Annotated in this window: 22 protein-coding genes; 16 read left to right on the top strand and 6 right to left on the bottom strand. The window is 37.3% G+C overall.

The window, feature by feature from the left end; genetic code table 11:
• Positions 1 to 38 precede the first annotated feature (38 nt).
• Together ACFSGI_RS17990 and ACFSGI_RS17985 are read left to right on the top strand one after the other, a co-directional pair.
• Positions 39 to 893, top strand: coding sequence for an SDR family NAD(P)-dependent oxidoreductase (locus ACFSGI_RS17990; protein ID WP_204825550.1), 855 nt, complete (start codon positions 39 to 41; stop codon positions 891 to 893).
• A 104-nt stretch (positions 894 to 997) separates the two neighbouring features.
• On the top strand, positions 998 to 1885 hold the full coding sequence (locus ACFSGI_RS17985; protein WP_204825549.1) for an aminoglycoside 6-adenylyltransferase: 888 nt from the start codon (positions 998 to 1000) through the stop codon (positions 1883 to 1885).
• Between the two features lie 160 nt (positions 1886 to 2045).
• Here the strand turns inward: ACFSGI_RS17985 and ACFSGI_RS17980 are convergent, their stop codons facing one another.
• The 4 genes from ACFSGI_RS17980 to ACFSGI_RS17965 all read right to left on the bottom strand — a co-directional run bounded on the left by ACFSGI_RS17980 (position 2046) and on the right by ACFSGI_RS17965 (position 6478).
• Positions 2046 to 2762, bottom strand: a complete 717-nt coding sequence (locus ACFSGI_RS17980; RefSeq protein WP_204825548.1) for an HAD family hydrolase — start codon at positions 2760 to 2762, stop codon at positions 2046 to 2048.
• Between the two features lie 29 nt (positions 2763 to 2791).
• Positions 2792 to 3829 (bottom strand): zinc-dependent alcohol dehydrogenase, encoded by a 1038-nt coding sequence (locus tag ACFSGI_RS17975; RefSeq protein WP_204825547.1) that lies wholly within the window; start codon positions 3827 to 3829, stop codon positions 2792 to 2794.
• 92 nt (positions 3830 to 3921) lie between these two features.
• A complete protein-coding gene (locus ACFSGI_RS17970) occupies positions 3922 to 5160 on the bottom strand; it encodes an aspartate aminotransferase family protein (RefSeq protein ID WP_204825546.1) in 1239 nt (412 codons plus the stop codon).
• A 118-nt stretch (positions 5161 to 5278) separates the two neighbouring features.
• Complete coding sequence (locus ACFSGI_RS17965; protein WP_204825725.1) at positions 5279 to 6478, bottom strand: MFS transporter; 1200 nt, start codon at positions 6476 to 6478, stop codon at positions 5279 to 5281.
• Positions 6479 to 6605: 127 nt separating this feature from the next.
• Here ACFSGI_RS17965 and ACFSGI_RS17960 point away from each other — a divergent pair, with 127 nt between their 5' ends.
• From ACFSGI_RS17960 to ACFSGI_RS17950, 3 genes are all read left to right on the top strand, one after another.
• On the top strand, positions 6606 to 7247 hold the full coding sequence (locus ACFSGI_RS17960) for a DUF1349 domain-containing protein (protein WP_204825545.1): 642 nt from the start codon (positions 6606 to 6608) through the stop codon (positions 7245 to 7247).
• A 593-nt stretch (positions 7248 to 7840) separates the two neighbouring features.
• Entirely contained in the window at positions 7841 to 8884 is a 1044-nt protein-coding gene (desA, locus tag ACFSGI_RS17955) for a Delta(5) desaturase DesA (protein WP_204825544.1), read from the top strand.
• Between the two features lie 57 nt (positions 8885 to 8941).
• Positions 8942 to 9322 carry a response regulator gene (locus ACFSGI_RS17950; protein ID WP_204825543.1) on the top strand — a complete coding sequence of 127 codons (381 nt, stop codon included), beginning with the start codon at positions 8942 to 8944 and terminating at the stop codon, positions 9320 to 9322.
• A 71-nt stretch (positions 9323 to 9393) separates the two neighbouring features.
• Here ACFSGI_RS17950 and ACFSGI_RS17945 read toward each other — a convergent pair whose 3' ends face one another.
• The gene (locus tag ACFSGI_RS17945; RefSeq protein ID WP_204825542.1) at positions 9394 to 10434 is read right to left on the bottom strand and encodes a BtrH N-terminal domain-containing protein; all 1041 of its coding nucleotides are present in this window, start codon (positions 10432 to 10434) and stop codon (positions 9394 to 9396) included.
• A gap of 203 nt (positions 10435 to 10637) precedes the next feature.
• Between ACFSGI_RS17945 and htpG the strand changes: the two genes are divergently transcribed.
• The 7 genes from htpG to ACFSGI_RS17910 all read left to right on the top strand — a co-directional run bounded on the left by htpG (position 10638) and on the right by ACFSGI_RS17910 (position 17509).
• Entirely contained in the window at positions 10638 to 12536 is a 1899-nt protein-coding gene (gene htpG / locus ACFSGI_RS17940) for a molecular chaperone HtpG (RefSeq protein WP_204825541.1), read from the top strand.
• Between the two features lie 359 nt (positions 12537 to 12895).
• The gene (locus ACFSGI_RS17935; protein WP_204825540.1) at positions 12896 to 14596 is read left to right on the top strand and encodes a methyl-accepting chemotaxis protein; all 1701 of its coding nucleotides are present in this window, start codon (positions 12896 to 12898) and stop codon (positions 14594 to 14596) included.
• A 180-nt stretch (positions 14597 to 14776) separates the two neighbouring features.
• Entirely contained in the window at positions 14777 to 15397 is a 621-nt protein-coding gene (locus tag ACFSGI_RS17930; protein WP_204825539.1) for a DUF6707 family protein, read from the top strand.
• A complete protein-coding gene (locus ACFSGI_RS17925; protein WP_204825538.1) occupies positions 15394 to 16095 on the top strand; it encodes a hypothetical protein in 702 nt (233 codons plus the stop codon). Before ACFSGI_RS17930 ends, ACFSGI_RS17925 begins: the two co-directional genes overlap by 4 nt.
• Positions 16096 to 16176: 81 nt before the next feature.
• Positions 16177 to 16695 (top strand): hypothetical protein, encoded by a 519-nt coding sequence (locus ACFSGI_RS17920; RefSeq protein ID WP_204825537.1) that lies wholly within the window; start codon positions 16177 to 16179, stop codon positions 16693 to 16695.
• A gap of 115 nt (positions 16696 to 16810) precedes the next feature.
• Positions 16811 to 17101, top strand: a complete 291-nt coding sequence (locus tag ACFSGI_RS17915) for a hypothetical protein (protein WP_204825536.1) — start codon at positions 16811 to 16813, stop codon at positions 17099 to 17101.
• A 120-nt stretch (positions 17102 to 17221) separates the two neighbouring features.
• Positions 17222 to 17509 (top strand): hypothetical protein, encoded by a 288-nt coding sequence (locus ACFSGI_RS17910; RefSeq protein ID WP_204825535.1) that lies wholly within the window; start codon positions 17222 to 17224, stop codon positions 17507 to 17509.
• A 91-nt stretch (positions 17510 to 17600) separates the two neighbouring features.
• Here ACFSGI_RS17910 and ACFSGI_RS17905 read toward each other — a convergent pair whose 3' ends face one another.
• Positions 17601 to 19847 carry a hypothetical protein gene (locus ACFSGI_RS17905; RefSeq protein ID WP_204825534.1) on the bottom strand — a complete coding sequence of 749 codons (2247 nt, stop codon included), beginning with the start codon at positions 19845 to 19847 and terminating at the stop codon, positions 17601 to 17603.
• A 186-nt stretch (positions 19848 to 20033) separates the two neighbouring features.
• On the opposite strand from ACFSGI_RS17905, the gene ACFSGI_RS17900 reads away from it, so the two are divergent.
• The 4 genes from ACFSGI_RS17900 to ACFSGI_RS17885 all read left to right on the top strand — a co-directional run bounded on the left by ACFSGI_RS17900 (position 20034) and on the right by ACFSGI_RS17885 (position 22130).
• On the top strand, positions 20034 to 20210 hold the full coding sequence (locus ACFSGI_RS17900) for a DUF3934 family protein (RefSeq protein WP_204825533.1): 177 nt from the start codon (positions 20034 to 20036) through the stop codon (positions 20208 to 20210).
• A 93-nt stretch (positions 20211 to 20303) separates the two neighbouring features.
• Entirely contained in the window at positions 20304 to 20759 is a 456-nt protein-coding gene (locus ACFSGI_RS17895) for a HEAT repeat domain-containing protein (protein WP_204825532.1), read from the top strand.
• Positions 20760 to 20818: 59 nt separating this feature from the next.
• Positions 20819 to 21085 carry a NifU N-terminal domain-containing protein gene (locus ACFSGI_RS17890; protein WP_069326812.1) on the top strand — a complete coding sequence of 89 codons (267 nt, stop codon included), beginning with the start codon at positions 20819 to 20821 and terminating at the stop codon, positions 21083 to 21085.
• A 208-nt stretch (positions 21086 to 21293) separates the two neighbouring features.
• Positions 21294 to 22130 (top strand): DUF4261 domain-containing protein, encoded by an 837-nt coding sequence (locus tag ACFSGI_RS17885; protein ID WP_204825531.1) that lies wholly within the window; start codon positions 21294 to 21296, stop codon positions 22128 to 22130.
• The last annotated feature ends 165 nt before the right edge of the window (positions 22131 to 22295 follow it).

Raw genomic sequence — 22295 nt, 5'->3', positions numbered from 1 at the left:
GGTTTCCAATTGTTCACTTGTAGATAGGAGGAAATAGAATGAATACTACATCATTGGCACGTATTGCATGTATTACTGGAGCTAATCACGGAATCGGTCTTGCTTTGACTCAACGATTACTAGAGCAACAATGGCAGGTGATAGCAATTATTCGCTCTTCATTTGCTACTGATGATATACAAATTCAGCAAGCTATACAAGATCAGCGCTTACGTATTTATGTGGCTGATATATCTGATTTTGAGCAGTTACGAACAGCACTCACACAGATTCAAGCCCAAGAAACCCATATTGATATATTATATAATAATGCAGGTGGAAGTTATCCTGAATTAAGCTTTTCCCCGCAAGGGCGTGAGCTTCACTTTGATACGCAGACGGTAGCTCCATATATTATTCTGAAAGAACTGGAGCAATTAATTCAGCAGGGAACTCTACGCACAGTGATCAATACATCCAGTGCTGTATTTGCTACATTGTTAACATTCGATCCGGATCAGTTAGAGCATCCGACCAAATTTAAACCGTTATTTGGAGCCTATGCAACCGCTAAGTTAGCTTTATCGCTTTGGACTTTTGAACGTGCTTCTGAATTTGAACATCACAAAGGCATTAAGTTGTTAAGTGTTGATCCTGGAGGCAATAATACGCTACGGTCGGGGAAACGATCAGGGATTCCATTTTTTATCCAAATTCTGACTACATTATTTTTTCCAGCACCGACTCGTGGAGCATCTTTATTATACGAAGCCGCTTTAGGAGAGAATCGTTCGGTATTTGTAGCAGGTGATTATATTGTTAAGGGCAAGTCAGCTCGATTGAAGTTTAAACAGATTGCACCTGTAATTAGTGAGCATGTGCATAGAATCTATGAGCAAGAGTATAAAAGATAAATAGACCAATATGATTTGGATATCCCATCACAAGTAGCTTGTACTCCAAAAATTTCTTATAGGGGCGAAGACATTTTACTTTTCTAAAGAAAGGATGATGTTCGATGCGTAATCAGCAACAGATGATGGATTTGATTTTGAACTTTGCCGAGCAGGATGAACGGGTGCGAGTAGTAGCCATGAATGGGTCGCGTGTGAATCGTAAAGTACCGACTGATATTTTTCAAGATTACGATATTGTGTATCTGGTGACGGATGTACCATCTTTTGTAGAAGATTGTGGTTGGACAGATTATTTCGGTGAGAAGATTATTATGCAAATGCCAGATGCTAAGGGATATTCACTTGAGAATAACGAGGGACGATATGCTTATTTGATGTTGCTTGCTGATGGCAATCGAATCGATCTCAGATTATTTCCATTATCGCTTCAAGCGACTTATATTAATGAAGATAAGCTTATCCAAGTACTACTGGATAAAGATCAGCGTATGCCTGAACTGTTACCGCCAACAGATGAAGATTACCATATTCAATGCCCGACAGCGCAGCAGTATGCAGATTGCTGTAATGAATTATGGTGGGTATCTACTTATATTGCAAAAGGATTGTGGAGAAAAGAAATACTATACGCGATCGATCATCTTCATTTATATGTTCGTCTATATGTTCGTCCTATGTTATTACAGATGATTACATGGCAAGTTGGTATCGCTACAGGATTTCAAGTAAGTGTCGGCAAAAATCATAAGTATTTACAACAATATGTAGATCCAGAAGTATGGACACAATTGGTAGCAACGTATCCTCAAGCAGATGATGAACAGATCTGGCAAGCTCTACAACAAACAGGTGATTTGTTCCGGCAAGTCGCTTTAGATGTAGCAACACAACTACATTTTGAATATGATAGAGTGCAAGACCAGCAGGTGAGTGCCTACTTAGAACATATTCGTACACTCCGTCCTCAAGCGCAGGATTTTTATTTGTAGTGTATAAAGTAGTCCATACAGAAGTGATTATAGAAGCGCATACAGAAGTTCATTTACTACATGGTATATCTATTTTTGCAAAGCAAAAGCCTTACTCCATATACAGGAATAAGGCTTTTGCTTTATTTAGATTGTAGATCAATTAGATTGTAGATTGATTTTATGAACGAACACCGATATGCAGAGAATCACGTAATTTCAATAACTCCGCATAACTATCAATAATAATATCTGCTTTACTTAAATCTTGATTGCCTGAACCCGGGTTCTGATGACCGATACAGCGCATACCTGCGTCTTTGGCAGCTTGCACACCATTACGAGAATCTTCGATCACAACACAGTGTTGCGGATCTACTTGTAATAAGGATGCTGCATGCAAAAAGATATCCGGTGCAGGCTTACCATGCTCTACTTCTTCACCACTAACCATCACTGTGAAAAAGCGGCGTAATCCTGTACGTTCTAGAATCAATTCGATTAAGGAACGTGGAGAAGAGGAAGCGACTGCAAGCTTGATTCCTGAATCAGATAACCATTGAATCCATTGCTCTACATGGTCAAAGGCTTGCAATTGCTTGTGATCTTGCATCACTTTCATCACATTGTCTTTATGAAAAGCCAGAACGTCTTCCATCACATGATCAAGCTTATGCTTATCCATCACTTGCTGAAACATCGATTCTAACGTCACACCGACATACGTATGATGTTCTGTTTCTTCAACCATCGCACCAAGATGCTGAAAAGAACTTTTTTCAATATCAAAATAAATCGGTTCACTATCGATCAACACACCATCCATATCAAAAATAAACGCTTGAATCGGTGGGTCTTGCCATAAAGAGGAAGCATGATTAAGATGTTCTGATGTCATATCGTATTGACCTCCATTCTTCGGTTCTATTAAGTAGATTGTAAAACGACTTTAATAGCATTTGAAGAGGGTGTCAATGTTCCACTGCTGATATTACAACCGAGCGTCTGAAACGCTTCTTCATAATCTTGCAGAGCAAAAGTATGCGTAATTAACTTGCTCGCCGGGATTAGATTGCGTTCGATCATATAATGAGCTGTCGCAAATGTACCTAGAGAATCGATCGAACCGATAATTTTGAGACTACGATCTACGATTTCTTTAGGATTAAACGAACTTACTCCATCACGCAGACCCACAAGCATCAGATAACCACCATGAGCAAGATTCGATAATACGGTTGTACCGACTGCCCCTGTTGTATCTACAATCAGATCAACCTGACGATCAGATGGAGAAATGTGTCCCAAAGCACTTTCAAACGAGTTATGTGTATCCCAACGTTCCGGTGCGATCGCATCAGCAATATGCAAGCGATCTTCAGAAATATCAACAATACTACCGGATACCCCTTTGGAAGCTAGAGCATAGCTATATAGCATCCCGATTGGCCCTGCACCTAAAATAATCGTACGGAAATTAGGCAGTAGTTGAATTTGGTTAATACCTGTTAGCATACAGCTTAACGGTTCAGTTAGCGTTGCTTCTGCATAACTAACATGATCTGCTAATTTGTAAAGGAACCGATCTTCAGTCACGTAGTAATCGGTAAATGTACCATCACTACTTACTCCTGTCTCGGTTGTGCTTTTATGTAAACAATGGTTCTGCCTTCCTGTCCGGCACATATTACATTGACCGCAATAGTACGTAGGATCAATAACAACTCGATCACCTACTTGTAGCGTTGTTACCCGATCACCGACCTGTACGACTTCTCCCGCCGATTCATGTCCTAGAATAATAGAAGATTTGGCATGGTATTTACCGCTCACAATACCGAGGTCTGTTCCGCATACACCTGTTGCATGAATCCGTACCAACACTTGATTTTCCTGTGTGATTTGCGGTTGTGGTCTTTCTTCCAGTGCAACATCCCAAGCTGATTTGTAGACAAGTGATAACATAATCTTCCTCCTCATATTAAAGCTAAGCGTATTCTTTTTAATTCATATAACAACGTATATACATAATTTTATCGTATTTAAGTAAAAGCGCTTTAATCCAAAGACGACAAAACAAGATCCAAACGGCGGATAATCTCTACGATTTCTTCATCCGTTACAGTAAGAGAAGGGCGAACTTTCACAACATTACCGAATCCATAACGAGAACCACGTAGAATTAATTGTTGATCCGCAAAAGCAAAATTGATAATAGCATTCATTTTATTGGTATCTGGAGCATTGTATTCATCTACAATTTCTAGACCCCACATAAGACCAACACCACGAGCTTCACCGATACAATTATATTTCTCTTCCAAATTCAAAAGTAAATCGCCAAGCAATTTGCCTTTGCGTTGTACTTCTTCCATAAATCCAGGTTCAGAGACAACTTCCAATGTTGATTTAGCTGCGGTGACAGAGATCAGATTACTACCAGACGTAAACGAATGTTCATGCTTTTCAAGTACATTCAGGCGAGATTGCATTAATACCGCAGCAACAGGAACACCGATTCCACCAAGTCCTTTAGCTAGCGTAATAATATCAGGCTTGATATCGAATAATGTACTTGCAAACATATAACCGGTACGACCAATACCTGTCTGTACTTCGTCTGCGATTAAGATGATATTTTGCTCATCACATAACTGACGAATTCCTTTGAAATATTCAGGTGGAGGGATAATATTACCACCGTTCCCTAGAATCGGCTCGATGATCATACAAGCAGTAGAACCAGAACCACCATATTCTAGCTGATCGGCTAGCGCTTCTACGCATTTCATTCCACAGTTAGAAGGCTTCGCATCAAACGGGCAACGATAGCAGTAAGGTGCAGGGACATGCAGAGAATTGGGAACAGATGAATTGGGGAATCCTTTACGACGGAAAGCATTACCCGAAATACCTGTAGCAAATTGAGTCTGTCCATGATGAGAGTAGAAAAGGCTGACAATATCAGTATCACCGGTGTATTTTTGAGCAATTTTAGTTGCGCATTCGTTTGCAGTGGAACCCGTGATGTCACGCATCCAGCCTGCATCGATCCCATTAGGTGCATATTCTAACAAATGCGATAACACTTCATCTACATAAGGTTCTGTAAACGTAGACGACATATGCGTTAGGTTACCAACTTGCTCCTGTACTTTTTCGACTACATAAGGGTGATTGTATCCTAGAGAAAGGTTGAATGTACCGGATACACCGTCTATATATTCTGTACCTGTATCGTCAATTAATTTAATACCTCTACCATAACGAAACCGATTCTCAGTTAAAGTTTGCATGTTTTGCCTCCTGATTTTAAGTTCAAATAGACTTGATCTGCCAAAATTAGACTGTCAGCATTGCAACTACAATCGATTACTGGATCGCTGTTCCTCACCTCCTTTACAGAGTAATGTTCTATGATTGCACTCTTGATGTTAATTTGGCTTGAGAAGAACTCCATTGCGAAGTAAACGCAATACTTATTAACAACACCAATGCAAATCCAGCAAATACCCATAATGTAGGGCCGACAGACCAATTCGCCATGCTCCAACCGATTACATATTGCAATACCGATCCACCGATTCCGCCAGCAGCAATCAAAATACTGGTTGTACGTTCAGTCATACCTGGAATCAAAGCATTCGCAAAAACAAGAGCAATCGAGAATAGACCTGACATAAATAATCCGATTCCAAAAATCAGAATATACATAGCGACAGGATGAGAAACCAAAGCAAGTCCAATAATCATAAGCATCATTCCAAGTGAACTACCAATTAGAAAAGGAACATAACGAATCGATTCTGCGATACGACCGACAAATAATCGACCTATCGTCATCGCTGCCCAGAAAAAAGTAACACTGAGTGAAGCAGCAGAATCACTGATAGAGATACTTTCGATCAAAATAGAAGGTAGGAAATTCATTACGCCTAATTCAAGACCCATATAGACAAAGAAGAATAAAATAAAAATACTGAGAAATTGTAACTGCTTGCCACTGTATTTCTTTTTGACTACAGCTCCAGTATGATCGGCATCATGTTCTTGAATACGCCGAAGCTGTGCAGAACTATCTGCTGGCATCGTCATCCAGAATATCAACAGCAATAATGTAGCTAATGCAACGGTATAGAAAGACAACTGCCATACATTTAAGAAAATATACAGACTAGCGAGAGCAGGAATCAACAATGAACCTACGCCAAAATACACATCTAACTTGGTCATGGCGACTGCTTTTTGCGCTTCAGCAAATTCGATAGTAAATGCTCCGATCGAAGATTCGATAATCCCTGAACCAAAGCCTACAAAAATCGTCATCGCGACCATCCAACCCCATACAGGCAATGTTCCCATTAACGCATAAGCAATCGTAATCGCACCAAGTGCAATCAATAACATATACTTACGTCCTACTCCTGCGGATAAAGATGGTGATACAATAACCCCTACAAGAAAACCCATAAACTGTAGAAATAACAATGTGCCTCCATCGCTGTAATCTTTACCGTAATGCGGCAATATGACTGGCAACAAAGCTCCTAACAAAACACTGGTAATTCCGATTAGAAAATAAAAGCCACAACTTAATCCAAAAATCCTTTTCAACATCATCACCCTTCCATAAATAATCAAATACACTTGAAATTTCCATCTATGATCAACATAATGAATGAAGGCAGACGTTGTACAGTGACTGCCATCTATGTATTTAGCCTATAAGGAGTGATAGTGAATGAGTCAGTTATTAGAAAATTTTCAAGGTAAAGCAATGGATGAACGATTACAATGGCACTGCCCACCGGAAGAATGGGAAGTATCTTCTGATAAACAGGTGCTTACATTTAAGCCACTTGCCAAAACAGATTTCTGGCAAAAAACACATTATGGATTTCGAGTAGATAATGGACATTTTCTATTTGCTGAGATGACAGGTGACATGATTATGACAACGAAAGTGCGTACATATCCAGTTCACCAATATGATCAAGCTGGATTGATGATTCGCTTTTCAGAGCATTGCTGGCTCAAAACGTCGGTTGAATTTGAAACTGATGGTCATGCCAAGTTAGGTGCGGTTGTTACCAACAACGGGTACTCGGATTGGTCTACTCAAAATTTTGCAGCCGGAGAGACCGAATTGTTATTCCGTATTCGTCGTGAAGCTGGTGATTATACGATCGAGTATGCAGAGCAAGAAAAAGATGATGCTTCAGAGCTGAAATGGAATCAAATACGTATCGCTCATTTGTTTGAAGATCAAAATGATCAAACACCTTTTCAATGTGGTGTGTACGCATGTAGCCCTCAAGGAGATGGCTGTCATGTTGAATTCGAATACTTGCATATTGAGCCTTTGTCAACAGAAAACAAGTAACTAAAATAGTGCTGAAAGTAAATGTAAAAATTATGTATTTAATTACAATAAATAACTATAGAGTCTTAAATTTGAATAGTCAAGTCAATAATATGTAAGGTTGCACATTTGAGATTGAATAAGAAAAGCGAAGATATATATCGTATTTTGGAGAATGAAAAATGTAAATTAGTATCTATTTTGAATGACTATAAAGAATAAAACCTGATAAAATCAGGTTTTATTCTTTTGTTCTATTTAGATTAAAGTGAAAATAAACCAAATTATTTCTCGGGCAATATCTATTGAAATTGCAAAAAAGGAAGAAATAAAAAAATAATATGTAAATATTTTTTGTTATGTATATATGTGAATATGGAAAAGTTTGGTTTTTAGACATATCGTATGGATATCTTGTGAAAAGAGCTAGCTTGGTTTACAAGCACCTACATAACGTAATACAATAGAGTATATAGGCAGGTACTAATTGTTAAAAAAGTATTCAAAAAGCCCTATGTGATAACTTAATCTTTCTCGGGGATTCCATGAGTGACTACTGTGGAATCATTGTGAAGTAGGTTACGAATCGATCCCAAGAGAGGAATTACCTAAATATGTCCACTACGCGTGTGACGAAAGACCAAGATAATTGGCGTAAAAGTCTAGCTCCTTATGAGAAATCAAATACGAAGTACAGTGTATGGCAACTGATTAATACACTTGTCCCCTTTTTCGGCCTCTGGTATCTTGCATATCTTAGTTTGTCCGTATCTTACTGGTTAACCATTCCCATTATGGTACTTGCTGGTGGATTTCTAGTCCGCACTTTTATTATTTTCCATGATTGTTGTCACCGTTCTTTTTTCAAAAATCGTAAAGCAAATACTATTGTAGGTAATATTACAGGTATTATGACTTTATGTTCTTATGATCAATGGCGTTATAGCCACTCTATGCATCACGCAACAAATGGTAATCTGGATAAGCGTGGAACAGGCGATATTTGGACACTGACTGTTAATGAATATTTAGCATTATCTCCATTACGTCGTTGGGTGTATCGTATGTACCGTAATCCAATGATTATGTTTACGATTGGCCCAATCTATACCTTTTTGTTAATTTATCGTTTTAACCGTAAAGGCGCTCCGAAAAAAGAGCGTATGAATACGTATATGGTTAATGTAGCGCTTGTTGCTATTATTGGTTTACTTTGCTGGGCTATCGGCTGGCAAGCATTTCTTATGATTCAAGGTCCTATCTTCTTTATATCTGGTGTAGGCGGTATCTGGTTATTTTATGTACAGCATCAGTTTGAAGAAAGTTATTTTGAAGAAGAAGAGAACTGGAACTATGTCAAAGCAGCTATGCATGGTAGTTCTTTCTACAAACTTCCTAAAGTATTACACTGGATTACCGGCAATATCGGTTTTCACCATATTCATCATTTAAGTTCTCGTGTACCCAATTATTTCTTGGAGTCCGCGCACAATACAAGTCCTGTATTGCAAGACGTACAGACGATTACATTGTTAACTAGCTTACAATCGTTACGTTTCCGTATTTGGAACGAAGATACGAAGAAATTTATCGGATTCAAAGATATTGATACTTCACTTAAAGTGAAAAATAAAAAGCAACATCAAAAAGCAGGCTAACGACCGGATAGAAGCATCACCAGGTTTGCGAGAGAGGTGGTATTTTCTTCCGAATATATGAAAACAAAAAACCTTGAGATTTTGATTGCTGATGACAATGACATTAACCGATATGTGTTAATGGAAATGTTGAGAAAACTCGGGCATAAAGTCAAAGGTGCAAAGCATGGTAAAGAAGCTGTACAACTAGCTGCTCAATATTCATACGATATGATATTTATGGATTTGCGTATGCCAGAATTGGGTGGGATCGAAGCAGTACAACAAATTCGTTCCGCTATTTCAGAACATGAGAAACAGCCTTATATTATTGCTTGTTCTACAGACCTTCTGAATATCGATTTACTTTCAGAATCTAAAATGAACGCCTATATCAGTAAACCTTTGCGAAAAAGAGTGATTGAAGAAGCGCTCAAGGATTGGGAAGATTTACGATAAAGATAATATGTCCACAACCAAAAGAACAGCCCTTTGAGGGGCTGTTCTTTTTTTGATTACTCTCATAATAGTTACCGACTAGAAGAGGCATGACGATGAGTAGGAGATAACTGATCGTTTAAGATACGCATCTGTTCAATATGCAAAATCGTATAAGCAATATCTTCTTCCAGGGCAGCGACTGCTTTGATTTTTTCAGGTAACGTACTAAAAATCCGCTCTTTATTCGCTTTGGGCTCATACAATTTGAGATACATCATTCGAATAATAGACCAGCTTTTGATCGATTGTTCAAATGCAGCACGAATACATTGAATATTAGTATGCGTCAGATCTGCTCGATATTCTAAAAATTTCAAAAATTGCATTCGAGATTGAATAATATATAACAATTCAAGATGCAATTTATTTGCAGCACCTAGATCGAATTGGTTCATCTCCATAACAGCTAATTGATACCATTGCTCAAATTGATCTGCAAATACACGCATAGCTTCAAAAATCGAATAGGTTTGCGGTTTGAGCCCTAGATTTGTTTGGGCGATATCCAGTAATACAAGATCAATATCGGTATTTTTTTGATCCAAAGTGGAAGCACGAGGTGAAAATGTCATGATCTCATTCATAAACCCCTGACTAAAATCAGCTACACTTTGTGTATAGTTATGAGTCATATAAGAAACATCTGTACAAGTAAAAAGATTGGTTTGTGGATCATAATGCACAATAATAAAAAAGTGAGTGTTATGAGAAGCATGATAATTATCAGGGAACCAAGGGCAAGAGAACGAATCGCATTTGACTACTACAGGTCTGTCCGCTTGCAGTTCCTTATAGATATTGTCGAGTGCATCAGGTAAAGAAATCTCGCGATGCAACGTATAATTCGCATTAGCATATTTCAAAATATCTTCATACGTATAAGATTCGTGACCAAGCATATCATATGACATTGGATCTGTTCCCATTGGAGAAAAAGTCCAGGAATGAGCAAAAGCTTGTAAATAATTATCACCAAAATAAGACACAGCAGTGGCGATATTGCCGTTAAAACAAGACCAGTCAAATCCAGATAACGGTTTCAAATCAAGCAAGTTGGAAAAGGAAGACATATATCGTTCGCTCCTTATCTTCATATCGGTAGAGTTCAAATGACTTATGTATGTTGTCTATCATACTACTGTCAGATATCATACACAAATTAACCAATAAGAATTGACATTCAAAATCAGTATATGGTATATAAAAGGTAGCGATTAGCACTCGTATTGTTCGAGTGCTAAAAAAAGCAGAATCGAAGGGAGACTTACTTTTCATGACTACCAAGCAATTTAAAGCGGAATCCAAACGATTATTAGAAATGATGATTAACTCAATCTATACGCAAAAGGAAATCTTTTTGCGCGAATTAATCTCCAATGCAAGTGATGCGATTGATAAAATTTATTATAAAGCATTAACGGATGATTCGTTAACTTTCCACAAAGAAGATTATTATATCAAAGTCTCTGCGGACAAAGCAGCAAGAACGTTGACGATTGCAGATACAGGAATCGGGATGACCGAAGAAGACCTTGAAAACAATCTAGGGATTATTGCTAAAAGTGGCTCGCTTGCTTTCAAAAAAGAAAATGAAGCGAAAGATGGTCACAATATTATCGGTCAGTTCGGTGTAGGCTTCTATGCTGCATTTATGGTGGCAGATGAAGTAACAGTAACCAGCAAGGCGTTAGGAAGCGATCAAGCGTTCCAATGGCATTCTGAAGGTACAGAGGGCTATTCTATCACTCCAACAGAAAAAGATACAGTTGGTACAGTGATTACGCTGAAAATTAAAGAAAATACAGAAGACGATCAATACGATGAGTATTTGGAAGAATATCGTTTGAAAGCGATCATTAAAAAATATTCTGACTTTATCCGTTATCCGATCAAAATGGATATCAGTGGCAGTCGTCCTGTAGAAACAGAAAACGCAGACGAAAATGCAGAGCCAGAATATGTAGAATATACTGAAGAGCAGACTGTAAATAGTATGATTCCAATCTGGCGCAAAAATAAAAGCGAGTTAACCGATGCAGATTACGAGAATTTTTATAATGAAAAACGTTATGGCTTCGATAAACCGCTAAAACATGTGCATATTAGCGCAGATGGTGCAGTTGTCTATAATGCGATTCTATTTATTCCAGAAAATACACCTTTTGATTATTACACTAAAGAATATGAAAAAGGTCTAGAATTGTACTCCAATGGCGTATTGATTATGGATAAATGTAGCGATCTATTGCCAGATTACTTTAGCTTTGTGAAAGGGATGGTCGATTCTGAAGACCTGTCTCTTAATATTTCACGCGAAATGCTACAACATGATCGTCAATTGAAATTAATCGCTAAAAATATCAAAAACAAAATTAAAGGTCAATTGCAATCGATGCTTAAAGACGAGCGTGAGAACTATGAGAAGTTCTACCAATCGTTTGGCAGACAATTGAAATTCGGCGTGTATAACGAATATGGTATGCACAAAGAAGACTTGCAAGATATTCTATTGTTCGCTTCTTCGCATGAGAAGAAATTAGTCACACTGGATGAGTATGTATCCAGAATGCCAGAAGATCAGAAATTTATCTACTATGCAGCAGGTGAATCAATCGAACGTATAGAAAAATTACCGCAAACGGAAATGGTATCTGATAAAGGATATGAGATTCTGTACTTTACCGACGATATTGATGAATTTGCAATTAAAATGATCAATACGTACAAAGACAAAGCATTCAAATCAGTTTCTAGTGGTGATCTAGGTATTGAACCGGATGAAAAAGATCAAACGACAGAAGCAGAAGAAAATGAAAATAAAGATTTGTTTGAAGCGATGAAAGCCACATTGGCAGGTAAAGTATCCAATGTAAAAGCATCCAAACGTCTAAGATCACATCCTGTTTGCTTATCTACAGAAGGTGAACTATCGATTGAAATGGAAAAAATCCTTCAAGCGATGCCAGATGGCGGCGGTGTAAAAGCAGATAAAGTATTGGAAATCAACGTTAATCATGATGTATTCCAATCGCTTAAAAATGCACTTGAAAATGATAAAGACAAGCTAAACTTGTATACAAACTTGCTATACAATCAAGCATTGTTAATCGAAGGTCTACCGGTGCAAGATCCAGTAGAATTTACAAATGATATCTGTAAAGTAATGGTCTAAATGAAATAACTAATCAACATAAATAAACACAAAAAAACTCCTTATTCATAAGGAGTTTTTTTGTGTTTTATTCGTCAAAAAACGACAAAATAATATTTTTGACAACAAATAACAATTCGCTATACATATTTAAATTAGTACTACCGACATATAAGTATAGTTAAATTTGACACTAATGTATTGCTAAAGTCTTAATTGCTAAAAATTTAAGTTGGTGAATCATTAGTTTGAATGAACGGTATATCTCACAATCTTAATGTTATATGAACAACATGTATAGAAGTTGGTGATCGGAAGTAGTACACAAGCAGGCATAACTAACAAGCAAACGAAAAACACTTTTAAAGGAGTTATTCAATATGAAAAATCTAAGCGTTCGTACCAAAATTGTGATTTTAATTATTATTAATCTACTGTTATTACTGACTTTGAGTTTTAATGGTAGTAGCTCAACAAAGCAAATGTCTGAAATTGCTGGAGATATGTACGATAAAAACATGAAACCTGTTATGGCTATGGATCAAATCATTATTAACTACAGCAATAATGCTAAACGTTTGCTACTTCTTATCAGTACAACAGACAAAGCCAAACAAACAACATTAATGAATGAAATCACGACAACAGCTACCAATACAACCAAACAATATGAAGTGCTCAAACAAACTACTCTTAGCGCCAATAATCAGAAAAATTTAGCAAATCTTACAGTGACCGCTAAAGAGTTTTCTAGTATACGGCAGAGTATTCTAGATGCTGTCAGTGCAGGTGATCTAACGACGGCAGAGACTAACTATACTAATTTAGAAAATACACGTACTACTCTCAATAAATATTTAGATGATATGCGGAACAATATGGTGAATGAAGCGAATCAGAGTAAAGTGAATGCAGACGATGCTTACAGTCGCTCTACTATCATCATGATCATTTTAATTATTATAGGATTGATTGTGTCTTTGCTGGTCGGCTCTTGGATTGCAATCCTGATCTCTCGTCCATTACGCAAAGTACAACAATTAATGAATCAAGCTGCTGAAGGTGATCTAACAACAACAGCCGATTATCAGGCAAAAGATGAAATTGGTCAGGTTGCTGTTGCTTTTAATACGCTTGTAGCAAGTATGCGTAAAATTATTAAAAGTGTAGATGAAAGTGCGATGACACTGTCTGCGTCGTCTGAAGAGTTAACCGCTAGTGCAGAACAAACAGCACAAGCTTCTTCTCATATCGCTACTTCTTCTGGCGAATTAGCAACAGGTTTTACCTCACAGACCAAAACAGTTATTGAAGTGACTGATTCAGTGAATGGAATGGCACGTCAGATGAGTCAAATCTCTCGTACCAGTCAACAAGTAGGTGAAATGACCGAGAAGATGCAACAAACAGCCGAAAAAGGAATAGATGAAGTACGAGATATTACAACACGTATTGAACAATTATCAAGCGATATTCATTCTACCTTAAATGTGCTTACGAATCTAAATTCGAAATCAGAGCAGATCGGATTTGCTTCCTCCGCTATTCAGCAGATCGCTCAACAGACCAATCTATTAGCACTAAATGCTTCTATTGAAGCGGCGCGTGCAGGGGATGCTGGACGAGGATTTGCAGTAGTTGCTGATGAAATTCGTAAACTGGCTGAAAGTGCAGCTAGCTCTTCCACTACGATCACTAGCCTGGTCAAAGATGTACAATATGAAAGTCAAAGTGCTGTCGAAAAAGCAAAAGGATCTGTAAACAGTGTGCAAGCTAGCATTGATGGAGGACAACGGGTAACAGTAGCATTTGAAGCGATTCAGCAATCGGTGAACACGACGGTAGAGCAGACCAATTCAACAAATCTACTCATCAATAATGCCAATCAAGAGACTCAAAAAGTTGCCGAAGCAATGGAACATTTAAGTGCTCTATCACAGCAAGGTTCTGCTGGCATCGATGAAATGAATGCTGCTAGTGAAGAACAGTTATCTACGATGGAAGATGTAGCTTCTTCTGCCCGTCATCTATCACAGTTAGCAGAAGAATTACAACAATTGATCGCTTTCTGCAAAGTATAATTTCGACTAGAGCAAGTAAATCTGTTTATAGCGTACAATCTTCAGTATCAAATATAACAAACTAATAAAGCCACAGCCTTCTCAAATTGTTTCAAGAAAAGGTTGTGGCTTTATGTTAAGATCATGAAGAAGTGGAAGCAACTAGAATATCATAAAGCTATATTTTATATGGAGGAGATTATGATGCAATTAAAAGAAGTGTTTACCCGTATCGAAAAGCACACAGAACTACATTCATACATAGAGCAGATTCCGGCGAAATATAAAAAGACCCAAAAAGCATATCTAGCGGCACTGGTGAAATTAAGCTATCTCTTATATATCACTCAGAATAATCAGAAGCCACAGGTTAAAAAGATACTGGATGAGTTATCACAGATTCCGTTTGAAGAGAATTACGATTACTGGACATGGGTAGAGCATGCCGTTGTTCTTCAAGCTCGTATCGCTCGTGAAGAAGAACAGCAAGCGGTATATAAGCAATTCATGCAATTAATAGAAGACGCGCTCAATACTGGTGAAGAAGCAGTAGTGAAAATTAAGCATAACGTCCAAGACCGATTCGTTAAAGGAGAAACGCTAAGTACTCAAACGATAGATGCAGCTATCAAGAAAAATGATCTATTGATGGAATGTGAGCAGCGGATATTATATGTGATGAAGCTTTTCAAAATCAAAGAATTAGGTGCTCAACCTCCTTATACAGATGAGAAGTTAGAACAAGAGATGGAACAATATATGAAGCGGATCAACGAGATTGTAGAGCAAGTCGGTATTGAAAAGGTGGAACCTTTTAAATGAAGATACGCTATTTATTTCAGGATAATGAGCGAGATCATCAATCGAATGAGGTAGGTATCAACGATTGGATTCAACGGATTGTGATCATAGCGATATTAAGTAATATTGCCTCATATATTTGGTTGGTGCTAAGCGCAACAGCTAATTTTCAAAGAGGTCTGGATTTGATAGGAACGATAGACGTCGTAATGTATGCCACTATTTCGGTAATGACATTATTTTTTACGATCAGTTTTTTAGTACATAATACGTTTTCCAAAGGTCTGGTGAGTAATACGGTATTTATTTCGTGTACAGTGGTTTTATTAGCTTTGACGGTAAGTCAATTTAGAGCGATAGAACCTACCGGTTGGCTAACTGAACGAATACAAACACATGAACTGGTCACCACATCGGATAAGCAGTATCAGTACCGATTAGAACTGGTCAATACGTTTCAAAGTAATGAAAAAGTAAGATTGTATCTCAAAGATATACATACAGGTAAAGAATCGAAAATTAATCTTGCTATTGATCTGGGCGCTGCTTATGCTATTGGATCGAGTGATGAAGGATGGGTTCATATGGAACCAACCAATCAACCTCATCAATATATGATGACAATAAATGACGTGTTAAGTATTCCCAAAGATACTTTTCTAATAGATACAGTTCAAGCCGCTTCGATTATAATCGCACAAGAGAAAGATTATGAGTGAAGAAGCTGTTAGAGTCATAATAAATTGACCTAAAATGCGTACAACTATATGCAATTATTATTATGTTGGATGAATAGGGTGATGAGATTGGAGATAAATCTTAAACGAGATTATGGTGTGATTAAACATAATATGTCAGCACAGAACATTGCAGATATATTAAGCTTGCTGAATATAAATGATTCACTAATACTATTTTCTTTTTATGAAAGAAATATGAATCTAGTGGATGCAAGTACTCAAAAATTTATTTTAGATAGAAGTACTTTTGTAAATTCTGAATGGGTATTGCCATGGAAAGAATCTTTACCACATTGGGATGAAGTAACCCAAGCACCACCTAAAATAATATGGTTTTATGTAGAAAAGAAAGAAGATATTGTAAAAGCAATTGAAATAGATCATTTGTTTAGATGTATTTTTCTACAGAAGGATATGAGTTTTAAGCAATATTCTAATGTAGTATTTCATCAAGAATACTACTCTTCTGTTGAGGAAGAAGAGTATGAATATTATTTAGGTTTTACAAATAAGGAAGCATTTCTGACTCATTCTTTGGATAAAATAAAGAGCCAATTCGAGATGACGTTAATAGAATAAGAAACTTGAGCAATCTATAGTTTAATCCTTTGAGATCAGGTTGTTTGAATGTTATTAAAGAATACTATTTAAGTTCTAGGGAATTAAAAATCTTGTTATACATGAGGTATACACTATGATGATATTGTGGTTTAAGTGGTTATGGGGAGCAGTAGCGCTATTTCATGTAGCATCTGTTGTATTTATGTTTATTCAAGTTAGTCATTATTTTGCACACGGATTTCCTCTGACTGGCATTCTATTAGCATTGATCATCGCAAGTCCTGGGATACTTTTGTTAGGAACAACAGTAGGCGGATTGTTTTTGAAAAAAGAAGGAGCTAAAGGAACATCAGGGTATATCATAGGTAGTCTAGTGATGGTGGCTATGTTGTTTTTATCTAAAGCTTATTTTGGATGGTCTTGATAAAATACACTCCCATTTGCTAGATATCAAACATGAGACAAATGCTAAAATAAGCAACACGTTTAAAGTAGAATCGTAAATCGATGATATCTATTTCAATGAATAGAGGACTAAAATAGGATGAAATGGTTTAAAGGAATATGGGCAGTCGTTGCTATTATAAATATAGTATGTTTTGTGGCTATGATTACCAGACACACAGATCATTTTCAAAGTCGACTGTATTTCGATGGAGTTATTTTGGCTATTTTTGTAGGGATTCCTTCACTTGGGTTGTTGATAATGAGTATAGGTGGAATATTTCTCAGAAAAGAAGGTGCTTCTGGGCTATCCGGGTATATTGCAGGCAGTATTATAATGTTCTTATTACTACTTTTGTCTAGAGCTTATTTTGCTACGTTTAGTTGAAATCATATAAAAAAATAAAAAAACCTTCCGACTCTGCCAGTGCAGATAAGAAGGTTTTTCTATTTATATTATCAATGTATCTAAATTCTATCTACATCGAAGCATACTTCACAATCATCGCTTCTCGTGTCTGTTCATCATAAGCAATCCATAATTCATCGCCTACTTCTACACCGTATACCGGCTCAATTGATTGTTCTAATGTATACTCTGCATTGCCACGCTCAACAGTAATACGTGCAAGTGGACGTTCTCCGGTTGTGCCGTTAAATTCGACAGCGATCACTTTAGCGCTACCTTGCTTGCCTTGCATCAGGCGGAGATCACGCTGGAATTCATGTTGTTTTACAGTGACAGGAAGCTGATTACCGACAGACAAAGATAATTGTGACGGTACAAATTGACTGCTCACTTTCTGAATCCGTTGATTGTTTTGAGATACCAGTACTTCCATCAGCATCAATTGACGCTGTTGAATTCGTACAGGAAAAGGTTGAATAGATATAATTTCGCCTTGTAAAGTGAGTTCATCTTTTTTATTCAGATCGGTCAATACGCCGTAACTGAGTAGGCGTGTCATTCCTGCAATTTGGATAAGATTGGCTTTGTCCCATAGACGATATTGGAATCCATTTGGTTGTACAACAGGAATAGAGTAAGTCTGACCATCCAATTCAAAATGAAGCAATAAGGCTTGCCCGCGATTGACTTGCTCATACGTATCGATTTTTTGAAGGACTGCATTATACAATATTTGAGATGGCGGTTGCGTCGGAACATCTTCCGTTGTTAAAAAAATAGCAGTCTGCTTACGGCGATCATAGCTGATCATAGCGGAATCACCTATAGAAGGCATCTGTAAATAAGAAACAACTTTTTTGATATTTACTTTGCGTAATACCCCTTCATCTTCAAATTGTACTGTAAACTGCACTTGGGGTTGTTCGTTAATATACGTTCCCGTTTCAGCACGAGCTATAATAGTGGCTTGAGTAACGATTCCTTTTTGAAGCTGATTGGCTTTGCGTCTGCGTAATATGAATTGAATCACAAACGGAATAATCAACAAAAGAAAAGGAATAATCAACCATATGATTAAATTGAATACAATCGGGCCACCTTCTAGAAGATAATCTAGAAATCCTCGCCACGACTTTTGATTAGCAGGGTCATTGGCTTGCCATTGCTCTACTTCAGCATTAGTGATCTGAGAGACAGAACCGTCTTGTGGATTGAACCAACCGGCAGAAGTATCCTTATCTGAATAGTAGAGTGGTGTAGTTATATTTTCTTTATAAAAGGTGAAATTATCATTCGTTACCTGATCGTATGTTTTGTTTGTAAGAAGGGGTGCGACATCTGTAAATTGTTTTGTTTTTTCATTATAAATATAACCTAGCAATTTACCGTCTGCTTCATCTTTGGTTGTTGAGCCTGTGATGAGTGCTTCTTGATCATTCAGCAAAACAATCTGAGCTTGATACACAGGTTGAGGAGTAGGTAATAGTGCGCCTACTTGATCTGTCGATTGATTGTAAAAATGAACTTGCTTGGGATAATCGTTTTCTACTTGTAGCAGACGGGTGGGATCTGTTTGAAAATGTTGTACAAATTGTTGCTGAGCTTGTTCTTCTTCTTCATAGCTTGTTGAATCACTTTTAGGAAGGTATACAGAAGGACGATATTGTTTATCCAAAATGCCACTGATATAAGCAGAAGTGCCATCTTTAAGCGTAGCCACCAACATTGGAATCGCTACATCACTTTCAAAGCTATCCGAAGTAGTGTCTACATTTGTAGGTCGAGCAGGTAATACAGAACCGTCACTTAGATCAATCGAGTGCAGTTGTCCATTTTGTATTTCTGTGAGTCCTGCTTTGCTCTGTTTCGTCCACCCATCATTGACCAATACTATCCGGTTACGCCACATATATGTACTGTTTTTCAAATAATCGTTTATTATAATAGAACGATTGGCGAGTTCTTTACTGTTGCCTGTTGAATCGATTGCATGCACAGATAATCGATCATTATTATCTTTTGTTGCAACAATCAATTGCTTATTTTGGTAAGCGACAGCGATGTCTTTGAATATATTCGACACAAGCGGAATGGTATTCTCCAGTTGATGATTGCTGGTAGTATAGATCATCCCTTGCAGACCTTGTTCACCGTCAGCAATACTGAATAGTTTGCGACCTTCATCCAAATAAAAGATATTATGTACAGCAGCCGGATTGTTTTGCGCTTCTTCTATTTCATCAGCATAATCATTCCACGCAATCATACTTATCACGACTAAAGGAACTAAATAAATCAATAAGCCTATTTTTCGCATTACGTTATATCTCCTATCCGTAGTCTCTAATATCGACCTCAACATATCAATATCCAATTTAACATAAGTAACTATTGTTTTTCCAGTTGGTGATATGTGGCTGGGTTTGTTACAATAGACTAAAGAAGCATAGGGATGTCTGTACGTTCAGACAAATTTATGTATTACATCTAACGGAGTGATATTTTGGCTAATGCAAAAAGCAAAGGTGGAACAGGTCGCGGGACGGGGAAAAAAGGTTGGAATCGCTGGCAAGCTAGCGCTAAAAAAACCAAAAGTGCACCTAAACCTTATGCAACCAGAGCGGACAAAGACAAAAACGGTGGTTCTAAATCTGCCCCAACCAACAAAAGTAAAGATTAACTGTTATTTTCAGCGAAATGTCTTTCATTCGATATAGAAGCTGAATTATAATAAAGAGTAACGGGATTTGAAAATAGAAGGGAATTGAATGTTTTGACAGAAGAATCACAGTTTGAAAGTACGTCATTTGAATTACCAGAAAATTATGAAGAATTAAAAAAAGCGGCTCACCGCAAATCCAATTGGCAGGAGCGTCTAAACGCTGTCAATGAATTGGGACAATACAACCATCAGCCGATTATTGATCTGCTTACGCATATGATGAATAATGATCCAGTCTACGCAGTGCAAGATGCAGCGTATAAGCAATTACGAGGTCTGGGACAAGATGTGCAACAACCATCCAAAACCAAGCCTGAATTGTTCAAAGGATTAACCAAAACATTAATCCGTATCAAAAAGAGTCTGCCTAAAGACCATAGCTTTGAAGATTTCAAAGTGAAATTGCATAAAATGCGTGCTGATATCTACAACACGTATGAAGGCGAAAAAGGCGAAGAGTTCGACAACTGGTTAAAAGCAAAATGGGAATCTTACGATATCAAGTAAGATCATCTAATCATCACTAACATCTACTCCCTAATCCAACTATCAGGAGGAATTACCCTATGGCTATCGAAATGAGTATCCAGAACACACCTAACCCGAACGCGGTCAAAATCAATGCCAATCAACATATTTTTGAAGGTCCAGCTAGTACTTCGCTCAAAGCAGGAGACAGCACAGACCATCCACTAGCAAGCGCATTGATCAGTATCGACGGTGTTGATAATATTTTTGGAATGCGTGATTTTGTAACGATAAGTAAATTACCTGATGCAAGCTGGGATGATATTATTCCACAAGTAGAAGCAGCTTTTGAGAACGCTGAATAATTGTAGATTAGTACGTGGATTGAAGTTGTATCTGAAAAGAAGAGCAGAGTGCTCTTCTTTTTTTGCATTTCAGCAAGCTTCTCTATATCAAATTCGGGAATACAAGTGAATATTGATCATATTCCTGCTACAATATGCACAGGTTTATTTTTACAAATTATGATAACGATTGATCACAACGATACTATAGGTGAAGGAGAATAATATTATGGGGATTTTTGATAAATTTCGTAAACCTAAAGAAGAATCTACTTCAACATCAGCATATGACAATATTGTTCCGATGCCAACAGCCGTACCTGATCCAAAAGAAACACAAGATACACCAATGATACTTGGTTTTGCTTTACTCAGCAGTGAGACCTGTGATTGGTCATCATTTATTGATAATTTACATAAAGATGCTGAAATTACGATTGAAACTCAACCAAGTGATGAAAATATCGTATTTGAAGTGGAAGGTATGCGTGTTATTGTGGCTCATATGCCAGCACCTATTCCGAATCGCGAAGTGGAAGAATGCTGTAAATATAATTTGTTATGGCCAGAAGCAGAGCAAGTTGTAGCTACTCATCGTTCTCATGTGATTGTAAGTGTATCCGGTGCACCCAATCCGATTGCAGGGCATTTGTTATTTACACAAGTAGTTAGTAGCATGATGCAGGTTAAAGAAGCATTAGCTTTTTATATGGCGCCGATGGTCGTGTCTGCTGAAAGCTATGTCGAAAGTGCGCAAATGCTCAAAGAGGAAGAATTACCTGTACAATTATGGGTATTTATCGGATTGTACCAAGATGAACAAGGTCGTTGTTCGTACACAAGAGGTCTACAACATTTCGGCAAATATGAAATTGAAATTATTCATTCCGAACATTCGTTAAGTGATGTATTTGAATTTACGATGATGATTGTCGACTATGTGATTAGTTATGATGTGACTTTACAGCACGGGGAGACAATTGGATTTTCAGAAGAACAACGTTTATCGCTTACATTATCGCCAGGTGTCGCTGTGGAGAATGAAAGTATCAAGATTGGTTATTGATAAAAAGGATTTCTGATATAACGTAGACATGTGTATATAACAGCAGTCTACTATCTCTGCATATATTTAGGCACATATATCTCAGTATATAAGTAACGACTATCTTTAATAGATAGTCGTTTTTTTGTGTATAACTTGGTAAATAGCGGGCAAGATAGAGCGAAC

Source organism: Paenibacillus nicotianae, from assembly GCF_042681745.1.
GTDB lineage: Bacteria > Bacillota > Bacilli > Paenibacillales > Paenibacillaceae > Saccharibacillus > Saccharibacillus nicotianae.
This window is presented reverse-complemented; position numbering and strand designations above follow the sequence as displayed.